This window comes from Acinetobacter sp. KH_038 (assembly GCF_057839405.1).
This window is the reverse complement of sequence record NZ_CM174489.1, coordinates 2,738,718-2,751,985: the sequence shown is the minus strand read 5'-3', so window position 1 is coordinate 2,751,985 and position 13,268 is coordinate 2,738,718. Positions and strand designations below refer to the sequence as shown.

Genomic DNA, 13,268 nt, shown 5'->3' with positions numbered 1-13,268 from the left:
TCAATATCTTGCGTCTAAATTATAGAGCAACGATATTTACAGCTGTAGGGCCTTTTTGACCTTGAGCTACGCTGAAAGAAACCTTTTGGCCTTCAACTAAAGTTTTGAAACCTGAACCAGTGATTTCGCTGAAGTGAGCAAAAACGTCTGGACCTGATTCTTGTTGAATGAAACCGAAACCTTTAGTTTCGTTGAACCATTTTACTGTACCGTTAACTGTATTAGACATAATATAACCTATTGAATCGTATGAATTTATAGCCAAAATTTCAGATGACTAACTGTAACTTTGAAAAATAAAAAGGATGGAGCTTTTTGATCTGTAATACGAAGGTTTATGACTAAAACTGCGATACTTAAAAGAAACTAACCAAAACAAGAATTTTTCTAGTTGGGATTATCATACCGCTTATTTTGAGATATACAAGCGTTTTATTTATATAATTTCCTAGTAACTTGAAAAATATAAAATTAAATTTGTATATTTTCTATTCAAATGAATATTTTTAGAAGTAGAGACAGGCAGTTCTCAATAAAAAGAGCGCCGAAGCGCTCTTTTCAATTCAATTTACAGCTTAGTAATCGAAACTAAAGTGCTCTGGCGCCAGTGCCGTCATGGTTTTGGATGGATTCACCATCGCTTCAGCATGACCTTGGGTGCGAGGCAGAATACGTTCAAAGTAGAAATCAGCAGTTTTGATTTTGGCTTTATAGAACTCAGGGACTTCTGCACCATCGCCAGATGCCAGCTTGGCTGAAGCGACTGCGGCCTGTTGAGCCCAGAAGTAGGCCATCATCACATAACCCGAGAACATCAGGAAATCGACCGAAGCAGAAGAGACGATATCACGGTCTTTACGGGCTGCCAGCATGATGCGAACAGTCAATGCATTCCACTGTGCACAGAGCTTGGTGAGGTCCCAGGCAAAACGGCGCATGTATTTATTACGTGCATGCTGACCACAAAATTTCAGGATTTCAGCGGTATAGTCGCGAATCACTTTGCCTTTCGAGGTTAATAGTACTTTACGACCAATCAGATCCAGTGCCTGTACACCTGTGGTACCTTCATACAAGGTAGAGATACGTGAATCACGCACGATCTGTTCCATGCCCCATTCCTTGATATAGCCATGACCACCAAAGACCTGCATACCATGATTTGATGCTTCATAGCCCATTTCTGTCAGGAAACCTTTCAGAATCGGGGTATAGAAACCGAGGTGATCATCATGCTGTTCAAAGGCCGCAGTATCACCACGTACCAAGGCATCATTCATGTTGTCGGCAATTTGTGCTGCATGATAAATCATGGCACGACCACCTTCAGCAATGGCTTTTTGGGTCAGAAGCATACGGCGGACATCGGCATGGTGAATGATGGCATCCGCCACTTTTTCCGGATCTTTTTTACCCGACAGGGCGCGCATCGACATACGTTCTTTGGCATATGGCAGGGCACCCTGGAAAGATAGCTCTGCATGACAGATGCCCTGGATTGCAGTACCAATACGCGCCGTGTTCATGAAGGTAAACATGGCATGCAAGCCTTTATTTGGCTCACCAATCAGATAACCCGTGGCATTGTCGAAATTCAGTACAGCCGTTGCTGAAGCGCGAATCCCCATTTTGTGTTCAATCGAACCGCAGTTCACCGGATTACGCTCACCGATACCACCATCGGCTGCCGCAATAAATTTCGGTACGATAAACAGGGAAATACCTTTAGTGCCCTGAGGAGCATCCGGAAGGCGTGCCAGCACGATATGGATGATATTTTCAGTAAGATCGTGCTCGCCTGCAGAAATAAAGATTTTGGTTCCGGAAATGGCATAGGTGCCATCTTCTTTTGGCTCGGCTTTAGTTTTCACCTGACCCAGGTCAGTACCACATTGCGGTTCAGTCAGACACATGGTGCCGGCCCAGGTTCCTGCAACCAGATGCGGCAGATAGGTATTTTTTTGCTCATCAGTACCATACTGGATAATGGTATTGATACAGCCAACGCTTAAACCCGGATACATCTGGAATGACCAGTTTGCACTCCCCATCATTTCCGATTTGATCAGGTTCAAAGACATTGGCAGGTTTTGACCGCCAAATTCTTCAGGATAAGACAGACCTTGCCAGCCACCTTGTACGAACTGATCGTAAGCTTCCTTAAAGCCTTTAGGCGTTTTCACTTCGCCATTTTCAAAATGACAGCCTTCCGCATCGCCACTTTGATTCAATGGGGAGAGTACATTTTCACAGAAATCTGCTGCACCTTCCAAGATCATGTCTACCGTGTCGGCATCGGCATATTCACCATTCGACAAGTTCTGGTAGTGCGCAGGGTAATCGAGCACCTCATTCATCAAGAAGCGAATGTCGTGTAAAGGGGCTTTATATGCTGGCATGCGTTTAATCCTGATTAAAATAGTTTTGGATTATCTGTATCGATTCTTTGATTATTCATATTTGAGATAAAAAAACATTGATAAGGCAAGCAAATAAAAATGTCAGAAAGGCGAATCGGATCTTAGCACCTGGAAATCATATCGGCTGATGTCATTCCTCGGCGATCAGATTACAGAAAGGTTGAAAACTTCTTATCTGATTGGACTTTAATGAATTGGACAGCGGGTTGTCTAGTGCTACTTTCGTATGAATTGTACTCAATTGTTATCAATAAAAGATTCAAGTTAAAAATGTCATTAAATCCAATGACTGAGCTTTAAGTTTCTAGTCAGGGCATTAAAATAAATTCGGATTGCTGTTGCAATCCGAATAGTGCTGATCCAGTTCACAGGATCTTTACAGAAAATCTTTTAAATCAGGCTTGATGCCATTCCAGATCGCAAAAGATTCAAGCGCCTGACCGACCAGCATGCCGAAGCCTTCAGACGTGGGCACACCACGAGCCTGAGCCTGATCAAGAAAGGAAGAGGGTTTGCCATAAGCCATTTCATAGGCATATTTAAACTGAAGCGTGTCTGGCAAAACCAGGGCATCACCGCTGAGGCTGGCAGAAGTGGCATTAATCACCAGATCAAACTCGCCCGCAAGATTTTCCAGTGCAATCGCCTGTAATTCAAGCTGCGCTACGGCGTGCTGAAGGTCTGCGACCAGTTGTTCAGCGCGTGCCAGGGTACGGTTGGCAATCACAATTTTTTTTGCGCCGGCCTGGGCTAAAGGGTAGATCACGCCACGGGTTGCACCGCCTGCACCGATAATCAAAATACTGCTATTGGCCAATGGCCAGTTTAAGGCGTGAATGGCCTCGACCAGACCTTGGCCATCCGTATTGTCACCATGCAGAACGCCATTTTCCATCCATAGGGTATTTACCGCCTTGGCAATTTTAGCCCGTTCACTCAGCACCTGACACTGGGCAAAGGCCTGTTCTTTGAAGGGTACCGTGACATTCATACCAAGACCGCCATTGCCAAAAAAATCCTGAATATTGGCTTCAAAGCCATCCAGCGGCGCCAGACGTTTAGTGTAATTCAGATCGATGCCGGTTTTGGCTGCAAAAGCGTGGTGTAATTCTGGAGAACGTGACTGTTCAATCGGATTGCCAATGACCGCAAATAGTTTGCTCATTTCACAATGTCCATGTGCTGAAATGCACATCAATATACGTGAAAAAGCGCAGGGACTAAAGCCTGCGCCAGATTAAATGACGACTCAGAATGGGAGCTTAGGAACTGCAGATATCCATAATATGTTCTGCAAATACCAGCGCTATACTGAGAACAGCGCCCACCACAGTCAGGATGCTGACCAGAATGGCTGCGCCATCCAGAAACAGATTGTGACTCAAGATTGCAGTACTGATGGCACTGGTAGCTAAAGCAAGAAAAAGCCAAAAGGCAAAAACAGGAAGATTTAATTGAAGATGATGCATTGTTATTCTCACTAGACATCCCATGAAGGGTGATCGGTGTAGCGACAGGATGCTGCGACCAGATCTGGGATTGTTAAGCAGTATTATAAAGGAATAATCGATTAAAACAGCCCTCTATTTAAGAGCTGTTTGTATCATTTCATTGCGGTTTATTTTAATTCTGTGAGCCAGTCATGGGGTTTCAGATAGTAATCGGTCAAACGTTTTTCCGGCGAGCCTTCATCCCATTCTGGTCGATAGGACCAGCCGGTCAGTGGCGGTAAGCTTACTAAAATCGACTCGATCCGGCCTCCGGTCTGTAAACCAAACAGGGTGCCGCGGTCATACACCAGATTGTATTCGACATAACGGCCACGACGATACAACTGGAACTCGCGTTGTGCTTCGGTATAAGATTTATCCTGATTACGCTGGAAAATTGGCAGAATCGCTTCCAGATAACCATTACCCACCGCTTGCATATAGTTAAAACAGGTTTCGAAATCCCACTGATTCAGGTCGTCAAAGAATAGCCCACCGACGCCACGCTGTTCATCCCGGTGTTTCAGATAAAAATAGTCATCACACCACTGCTTGTGTTCAGGATAAATTTCTTCACCGAATGGCGCACACAGGTCATGCGCGGTTTGATGCCATGCAAGCACATCTTCGTCATTTGGATAAAACGGGGTCAGGTCAAAACCGCCACCAAACCACCAGATCGGATCCTGGCCTTCTTTTTCCGCGACGAATAAACGCACATTGGCATGTGAGGTCGGTACATTGGGATTTTTCGGATGAATCACCAGAGACACGCCCATGGCCTGGGCTTTGGCACCGGCAATATCCGGGTGGCGTTCGGTTGCAGAAGCGGGCAGTTTGGAAATGTTGATGTGAGAGAACATGACCCCGCCTTTTTCAATCACAGTGCCATTTTGCAAGACACGTGAACGGCCACCACCACCTTCCGGACGCTCCCAGTCATCAATGATAAATTCGGCCGTACCACCGCCAGCACGTTCCTGTTGTTCCAGTGCTGCACAAATTCGAGCCTGCAAGTCGAGGAGAAATTCACGAACGCGTTGAATATCCGCAGATGTAGGATGCTGCATCAGAGCCTCGTAGGGAAATAAAAAACGAGTTACATCAAAGCATAAAAACAGCAAAAGATTAAGGTCTATTTAGTGAGGTAGCGGGTTGATCCAGGTTTTAAACTTCACTGTTTATGGACAGCATGGATCATTAAATCCGACCAATCGGCTAGGTTGAATTCTTTTTTCAAGCTCCGCACAATAACTCGCAAGCGCTCATGAGCTTGAGCATTTTTCCATGGTAATAGGTGGGTGTCATGTCGGTACAGGTCAATTCCCTGATTCAAAAATATAATGTTCCCGGGCCACGCTATACCAGTTATCCGACGGTTCCCTATTGGGAAGCGCAAAATTTCTCGCTCGAAACCTGGAAACAGACGCTGAAAAAATCCTTTGCTAAATCCAATCAAAGTGAAGGCATCAGCCTGTATATCCATCTGCCATTTTGTGAAAGCCTGTGTACCTTTTGTGGTTGCCATAAGAAAATCACGAAAAAACATGAAATGGAGCAGCCTTATATTCAGGCGGTATTAAAAGAATGGGATTTATACTGTGAGCTATTACAAGAAAAGCCTGTTATTAAAGAGATTCATTTGGGCGGCGGAACGCCAACTTTCTTTTCTATTCAGCATCTGACTCAACTGATTCAAGGTATTTTGGCCAAAGCAGATATAGCAGCTGAGCATGAATTCAGTTTTGAAGGGCATCCCAATAATACCACGCGTGAGCATCTGCAAGGTTTATATGACTTGGGTTTTCGTCGGGTCAGTTATGGGGTGCAGGATTATAATGAAACCGTGCAAAAAGCCATTCACCGCATTCAGCCTTATGCACATGTCAAGCAGGTGACCGAATGGGCGCGTGAAATTGGCTATGAATCGATTTCGCATGATCTGGTGTTTGGTCTGCCATTTCAGAGTCTGGATGATGTCTTAAATACCATTGAGCAAACCAATGCACTGTTGCCCGATCGTCTGGCTTTATATAGCTATGCCCATGTGCCCTGGATCAAAGGCAATGGACAGCGTGGTTTTAAAGATGCCGATGTACCCAAAGATGCGATCAAACGCCAGTGCTATGAAGCGGGCAAAAAGAAACTGCTGGAGCATGGTTATCATGAGATTGGCATGGATCATTTTGCTTTAGAAAAAGATGCGATGTATCAGTCTTTTCAAGCGGGGACCTTACACCGCAACTTTATGGGTTATACCGCTTCTAAAACTCAAGTGATGATTGGGCTGGGGATTTCTTCGATCAGTGATAGTTGGTACAGCTTTGCCCAGAATGTCAAAACTATTGAAGAATATTATGAGTATTTAGAGCGCAATGAAATTCCGGTGTTTAAAGGGCATGTACTCAATCAGGAAGACCTGATCATCCGGCAACATATACTGAATTTGATGTGCAGTTTTACTACGTCTTGGGAAAATCCGGCAATGTTTTTCCCTGAAATTGATGAGGTGTTGCTGCAGCTTGAAGAAATGGCGCAGGATGGCCTGATTCAAATCACAGACTCGGCAGTCACTGTTCTGGAGAAAGGGAAACCATTTGTGCGTAATATCTGTATGGCTTTTGATTTACGTTTAAAGCGACGCATGCCGGAGAGCCGGATTTTCTCGATGACGATTTAGGAACTTCCCCCTCTTGCGGAGCAGTGCTCCTCATCTTTTTTAAAGAGGGGGGATCTCCCTCCTTTAGCAAAGGAGGGTTGGGGGATTTGCTATAGATCTTTAAAAATCTTCTTTCTGATAAAGATGCGCCATCCGTTCATGCTTGGTCTTGAGATATTGCTCATTAAACGGGTTTAAGCCCACTGTTAAGGGAACACGATCGACCACATTGATGCCTTGTGCTTTGAGCGCTTCTATTTTTGAAGGGTTGTTGGTCACCAGGCGTACCGCTTTGACCTGTAAATGATCCAGCATAATGCTGCACATATCGTATTGACGTGCATCTGCCGGCAAGTTCAGCATGAGATTGGCATCGACCGTATCATGCCCCTGATCTTGCAGCGCGTAGGCGCGAATCTTGTTGGTCAGGCCAATACCACGTCCTTCCTGACGCAAATACAGAATCGCTCCGCGACCCAATTCATTGATCAGCTTTAAAGTTGCTTGTAATTGCGGGCCACAGTCACATTTCAGTGAAGCAAAGGCATCACCGGTTAAACACTCAGAATGTACCCGAACCACCACAGGTTCATCAGATGCCTCTTCAAGTCCTTTGGAGAGCGCGACATGTTCTTCACCGGTCTTAGGGTCTTGAAATACAGTAATTTTAAATTCACCGTGAGCGGTAGGTAGTCTTGACGTTGCGACAAATTCGATTGGCACAGCTGAACCCGTTAAATCCTGAAAGTGCTAAAGTATAGCGTAATGATTGAACATTGGTAGAATTGCAAAGCTGAAATTCTGCATTAGATTTTCTTTTTTGTAGAAAGCACACGATAATAGTTGATAAATAGTAAGATTATTCAGGATAATCGTAGCCTGCGATTTTTTCACCCCGATGAGATCATTGTTTAATATTGCATCGCTAGAAGCGTAGCTGAATTGAAGCTGCTACAATTCAGCTATATGATCGGGTACTCCCCATTGACCTAGCTTTAGATTTGCCAGGCTTTAGAAGGCTTTGCCATAATATGCTGTATACAGAAATCCCTACTCAACGCCCTGTAACACCGTTGCTGGATACGATCAATCATCCTGAGCAACTACGTTTACTCGCGCAAAGCCAGCTAGCACAAGTGGCGGATGAGTTACGTCAATTCATTTTGTATGCTGCCGGGCAAAGTGGCGGACATTTTGGTGCCAATCTCGGCGTCATTGAGCTCACCGTGGCTTTACACTATTGCTTTAACACCCCGCATGATCGCTTGATCTGGGATGTGGGTCATCAGGCCTATCCGCATAAAGCACTGACCGGTCGTCGTGAACAGCTCACCACCATTCGTGCCAAAGATGGTCTGGCCGCATTCCCGGCGCGTGAAGAATCTGAATTCGATACCTTTGGGGTGGGGCATTCTTCAACAGCGATTTCTGCCGGTCTGGGCATGGCCTTGGCACGCCATTATCAGAATAAGCCGTGTGAAGTGGTGTCGATTATTGGTGATGGTGCCATGACTGCGGGCATGGCTTTCGAAGCCTTGAATGATGCGGTGGCACATAATGCCGATCTGATGGTGGTGCTGAATGACAACGATATGTCGATTTCTTGCAGTACTGGTGGTTTTGCCAAGCATCTGGCCGCTATCTGGGAGCGCGGTGAATTCGTAAATATCACCGAGCAGGGCGAAGCCTATGTACAGCCGCATCCGGAATGGCTGTATAACTCGCGTTTGCACAGTGCCGCGACTGATGCCGCAGATAACCTGTTTAAAGCCATCGGTTTTGATTATTTTGGCCCTTACGATGGTCACGATGTCAAACAGCTGGTGCATGTCTTTACTGCGCTGAAAAAGCGTACAGGGCCACGTCTGATTCATATCTATACCAAAAAAGGCAAGGGCTTTGCGCCGGCCGAATCGGATCAAATCAAATATCACGCAATTAATAAACTCAACGCCGTAGCTTCGGCCAATCCTGCGCCAAAATATTCAGATGTCTTTGGGCAATGGCTTTGCGATGAAGCCGCACAAGATTCACGCTTGCTTGCGATTACACCGGCGATGTGTGAAGGCTCGGGCATGGTACAGTTTGCCAAAGAATATCCGCAACGCTTCTTTGATGTCGCAATTGCAGAGCAGCACGCAGTCACGCTGGCTGCGGGCATGGCTTGTGAAGGCTTAAAACCGGTGGTGGCAATTTATTCGACCTTCTTGCAGCGCGGGTATGACCAGTTGGTGCATGACGTGGCCTTGCAGAATCTGGATGTCACTTTCGGTATCGACCGTGCCGGTCTGGTCGGTGAAGATGGCCCGACGCATGCAGGGGCATATGATTATGCCTATATGCGTACCATTCCGAATATCGTGATCATGGCACCAAAAGACGAAAATGAATGTCGCCAGATGTTGCATACTGCCTATTTATATCCTGGGCCAGCAGCCGTACGTTATCCACGTGGCAATGGGCTGGGCGTCGAGATCCAGCAAAAAATGATTGAGATTCCGGTCGGTCAGGCTGAAATAGTCGCCCGTTTGAATACCCAGTATGATGAATATATTTCGATACTGGCTTTCGGTAGCCGGGTACAGGTCGCTGTGGAAGCTGCAGAAGCATTTGCCCTGAAACATGAGATTGGTGTACGTGTAATCAACATGCGTTTTATCAAGCCTCTGGATACGCAAATGCTGGATGATCTGGCCTTAAGTACCAGTCTGTTTGTGACGGTTGAAGAACATGCCATCATGGGCGGAGCAGGCAGTGCGGTGAATGAATATCTGGCAGAAGCACAGATTGTAAAACCGATGCTGAATCTGGGTCTGGACGACACGTTTATGGCACAGGCGACCCATACCCAAATGTTGCAGCAGGCTGGTCTTGATGCGCAAGGTATTGAAAAATCAATGAATCATACGTGGTCAACTTTAGGGCAAAGCGCTTTGTCATAAGTTCTTAAAAATTTTAGTCACATTTTTCCCAAAAAAGCCCCGATATTTGCTAAGATGTCGGGGCTTTTATGCATTATTCTTTATCAGTGTCTTCAAATTTGTAGTGGGTGTTCAATGGAACCTATGGTGGTGATGGCTGCGCGTGCGGCTCAGTTAGTTGGTCAAGAGCTTTTAAAAGCGCATCAGAATCGTCATAAACTCGATCTACAAGTCGAAGAAAAAGGAATTGATGGTCCGGTAACGCGTGTAGACCGTTATTTGGAACAGTTGACCATCGATACCCTACGTAAAAGCTATAAAAATCACAGTTTCCTTGGTGAAGAGTTTGGCTATCAGGAAGGTAAAGGTCATGACGCCGATTGGTGTTGGGTGATCGATCCACTGGATGGTACTTTAAACTTCATTAACGGTTTCCCGCATTTCTGTATCTCTATCGCAGTTCAGCACAAAGGCATTACTCAACACGGGGTGATTTATGACCCGGTGAAAGATGAGCTATTCTCTGCCAGTCGTGGTCGTGGTGCCATGATGAACCAGCGCCGTATTCGCGTAAATGTCAAAGACAGCCTGGAAAATACCTTTATGGCTGTTGGTCACGCTTACCGTGCCAAGCGTAATGGCGAAGTTGTATCTTATGCCAAGAACCATTTTCAAAGTTTGTTAAACGTGACTGAAGCTGGCGCGCAATATCGCCGTTCAGGTTCTGCAGCATTGGATTTAGCCTATGTTGCTGCAGGCCGTTTTGATGGTTATTTTGAACTTGGTTTGAAACCTTGGGATATCGCAGCTGGCGAATTGATCGTGAAAGAAGCAGGCGGTACTGTAGTTGATGCACGTGGTGGTAGCGACTCTATGGAAAATGGTCAAGTTTTGGCTTGTTCAATGAAAATGCTTAAGCCTTTAATGCAAGCAGTTGTTCCTGCTTGGGGTGAAGCAGCAAAATAATCGGGCTTAGATGAATCAGATCTAATATTGAAAAGGCATCCTACGGGATGCCTTTTTTTGCAGCAGTGAAATAGTTAACAGGCAGGAGAAGCCTGTCTTTTTAACGCACATGGATACTGGAATTATCAAGTGAATTGGCAAAAACTGCTTTTTTATACCAGCCGTTACATTTTATATTCATATTTAAGTCTATGAAATTCATATATAAATTAAAAATAAAGCAAATTTATTTGAAAACTTAATGACATTGTTGATTATTCTGCTATAATCTTGCCACGCACTTAATTTTCCGTTCTTTACCTGAACACTATCTTCTAATCATTGTATGCGCGTTCTGTCCATAGAGAGGACATATCCTTCGCGCCCCAATCGCTTAAGCGATTCCTTCAGGTTTGCGGCCGTAATCATATACGTGCGTTATATCCACATCGTCGTTATTCGGATCGCTGCTGAATCCTAACTTTTTCAGCTCTATTTGCTGTGCCGCTTTTTGCCGATGTCCATATTGTAATTTATTTAATGGAGCACCCACTTCAGGGTGAACACTCTCTATGAGCAAAACTTTTGCTGATTTTTCCCTCGACGAATCTCTAACCCAGGCTCTCGACGCTTTAGGCTTTACCACTCCAACTCCTGTACAAGAACAAGCGATTCCAGCTGCACTTGAAGGTAAAGACCTTCTTGTATCAAGCCAAACAGGTTCTGGTAAAACTGCTGCATTCTTACTTCCTACGTTAAATGCTTTGGCAAACCAAGATACATTAGTACCGTTTAAAGACCGCATGAAAGCGGTAACTCAACCGAATATTTTGGTGATTTCACCGACTCGTGAATTGGCACAACAAGTATGTCAAGACGCAATTGCATTTGTACGTCACATGAAAGGTGTTCGTATTGCTGCAATCATGGGCGGTATGCCTTTCGGTAAGCAAATTCAACAGTTAAAAGGCGCGCAAGTTGTTGTTGCAACTCCAGGCCGTTTACTTGACCTGGTGAATCGTCGTCAAATCAAACTTGACAAAGTTGACGCGTTGATCGTCGATGAAGCTGACCGTATGCTTGATCTAGGCTTCTCTGAAGACTTGGAAGCAATTGGTGAGTTGGCTGCTAACCGTAAACAGACTCTTATGTTCTCTGCGACTTTCGCACCACGTATCATTACACTTGCAGAACGCATGATGAATGATCCATTGCGTATTTCGATTGAAACTGGTCACTCTACCAATACTGATATTACTCAGACTTTACACTGGACTGACGGTTTTGAACACAAGAAAAAACTTCTGACTCACTGGTTGAATGAAGAAGACGTTGATCAAGCAGTAGTATTTGCGTCAACTCAAGAAGACACAGATATGCTGGCTGAAGAACTGGCTGAAGCAGGTCTATCAGTTGTAGCACTGCACGGTGCGATGCCACAAACAGTTCGTAACCGTCGTTTACGCAGCATCCGTGAAGGTCGTGCAAAAATCCTGGTTGCTACAGACGTAGCTGCACGTGGTCTTGACGTACCAACAATTTCACACGTAATTAACTTCGGTCTTCCGATGAAGAACGAAGACTATGTACATCGTATTGGCCGTACAGGTCGTGCTGGTCGTACAGGTAAAGCCATTACACTGGCAACTTACCGTGAACGCGGCAAGATCCGTGCTTTAGAAGACTTCCTGGAAGCTCGTCTAAACGTATCTGAAATCGAAGGTCTTGAGCCGTCTCCACCTCCAGCACGCGGTAGCCGTGATGGCGCTGGCCGTGGTCGTGGTCGTGATGGCGGCGGTCGTGGTCGTGATGGCGGTCGTGGTGGTTTTGGCGGTGGTCGTCGTTTTGAAGGTGAAAGCAACTTCAAACGTCGCGAAGGCGGTGATGATCGTCCACGTCGTAGCTTCGATGACAAACCTCGTAGCGAACGTCCAGCGTTCGGTGGCGAAGATCGTCCACGTCGCGACTTCGGTGATCGTCCAGCTCCACGTCGTGAAGGCGGTTTCGGTGATCGTCCACAACGTTCGTTTGATGACCGTCCAAAGCGTGACTTTGGTGATCGTCCAGCTCCACGTCGTGAAGGCGGTTTCGGTGATCGTCCACAACGTTCGTTTGATGACCGTCCAAAGCGTGACTTCGGTGATCGTCCAGCTCCACGTCGTGAAGGTGGTTTTGGCGACCGTCCTCGCTCTAATGATGACAACCGTGGCAACCGTGTAGATTACAAACCAGCTCGTGAAGGCGGTTATGGTGATCGTCCAAAACGTGATTTTGGTGATCGTCCTGCTCCACGTCGTGAAGGTGGTTTCGGTGATCGTCCAGCGCGTTCATTTGGTGATGACCGTCCGAAACGTGATTTCGGTGATCGTCCAGTCCGTCGCAACTTTGATGACAAACCACGTGGTGAACGTTCGTTCGGTGGTGAAGATCGTCCGCGTCGTAAATTTAACGACTAATTTTAATCGCTAGATTAAGATAGAAAAAACCGGTAGAAATACCGGTTTTTTTATGCATTGAGTTTTTTGCTTTTTAACGTAAAATGTCTACTAAATCATATTTAGTCAGAGTTATGATAATTATTCATATGAAACGTTTAACTGTTCGATCTCAATTGATAGAGGTGTATATGCCATATATCGCATTGACTTTGATTTTGTGTAATATTATCTATTATTTATACAGTCTTTTTAATTGAGCAAGTTGGCTTAGATTAAACTTAACCCTATCTTTTTATTATAAAAATATACTTAATATTGAAGTATTTCTATTTTTTATGCCATTCACCCATCTTGTTCAACTGCTAACATTTTGAACTTCGTTCCTTTATAGTATG

Annotated in this window: 10 protein-coding genes; 4 read left to right on the top strand and 6 right to left on the bottom strand. The window is 45.3% G+C overall.

Annotated elements, in window-relative coordinates; translation table 11 throughout:
• Positions 1-19: 19 nt before the first annotated feature.
• From AC3IT7_RS13085 to hemF, 5 genes are all read right to left on the bottom strand, one after another.
• Positions 20-229: a cold-shock protein gene (locus tag AC3IT7_RS13085; RefSeq protein WP_004281542.1), complete on the bottom strand. Its 210-nt coding sequence runs from the start codon at positions 227-229 to the stop codon at positions 20-22.
• 346 nt (positions 230-575) lie between these two features.
• On the bottom strand, positions 576-2,399 hold the full coding sequence (locus AC3IT7_RS13080) for an acyl-CoA dehydrogenase C-terminal domain-containing protein (protein ID WP_489248738.1): 1,824 nt from the start codon (positions 2,397-2,399) through the stop codon (positions 576-578).
• Positions 2,400-2,796: 397 nt separating this feature from the next.
• Positions 2,797-3,585 carry a shikimate dehydrogenase gene (gene aroE / locus AC3IT7_RS13075; protein WP_489248737.1) on the bottom strand — a complete coding sequence of 263 codons (789 nt, stop codon included), beginning with the start codon at positions 3,583-3,585 and terminating at the stop codon, positions 2,797-2,799.
• Between the two features lie 97 nt (positions 3,586-3,682).
• On the bottom strand, positions 3,683-3,889 hold the full coding sequence (locus AC3IT7_RS13070) for a hypothetical protein (protein ID WP_475653727.1): 207 nt from the start codon (positions 3,887-3,889) through the stop codon (positions 3,683-3,685).
• 149 nt (positions 3,890-4,038) lie between these two features.
• A complete protein-coding gene (gene hemF / locus AC3IT7_RS13065; RefSeq protein ID WP_489248736.1) occupies positions 4,039-4,980 on the bottom strand; it encodes an oxygen-dependent coproporphyrinogen oxidase in 942 nt (313 codons plus the stop codon).
• 236 nt (positions 4,981-5,216) lie between these two features.
• Here hemF and hemN point away from each other — a divergent pair, with 236 nt between their 5' ends.
• On the top strand, positions 5,217-6,590 hold the full coding sequence (hemN, locus tag AC3IT7_RS13060; RefSeq protein WP_489248735.1) for an oxygen-independent coproporphyrinogen III oxidase: 1,374 nt from the start codon (positions 5,217-5,219) through the stop codon (positions 6,588-6,590).
• A 99-nt stretch (positions 6,591-6,689) separates the two neighbouring features.
• On the opposite strand, the gene ribA is transcribed toward hemN, so the two are convergent.
• The gene (gene ribA / locus AC3IT7_RS13055) at positions 6,690-7,292 is read right to left on the bottom strand and encodes a GTP cyclohydrolase II (RefSeq protein WP_475654408.1); all 603 of its coding nucleotides are present in this window, start codon (positions 7,290-7,292) and stop codon (positions 6,690-6,692) included.
• A 308-nt stretch (positions 7,293-7,600) separates the two neighbouring features.
• Here ribA and dxs point away from each other — a divergent pair, with 308 nt between their 5' ends.
• The 3 genes from dxs to AC3IT7_RS13040 all read left to right on the top strand — a co-directional run bounded on the left by dxs (position 7,601) and on the right by AC3IT7_RS13040 (position 12,891).
• Complete coding sequence (gene dxs, locus AC3IT7_RS13050; protein ID WP_489248734.1) at positions 7,601-9,511, top strand: 1-deoxy-D-xylulose-5-phosphate synthase; 1,911 nt, start codon at positions 7,601-7,603, stop codon at positions 9,509-9,511.
• A gap of 114 nt (positions 9,512-9,625) precedes the next feature.
• Positions 9,626-10,456: an inositol monophosphatase family protein gene (locus AC3IT7_RS13045; RefSeq protein WP_475655171.1), complete on the top strand. Its 831-nt coding sequence runs from the start codon at positions 9,626-9,628 to the stop codon at positions 10,454-10,456.
• A 551-nt stretch (positions 10,457-11,007) separates the two neighbouring features.
• A complete protein-coding gene (locus AC3IT7_RS13040; RefSeq protein ID WP_489248733.1) occupies positions 11,008-12,891 on the top strand; it encodes a DEAD/DEAH box helicase in 1,884 nt (627 codons plus the stop codon).
• The last annotated feature ends 377 nt before the right edge of the window (positions 12,892-13,268 follow it).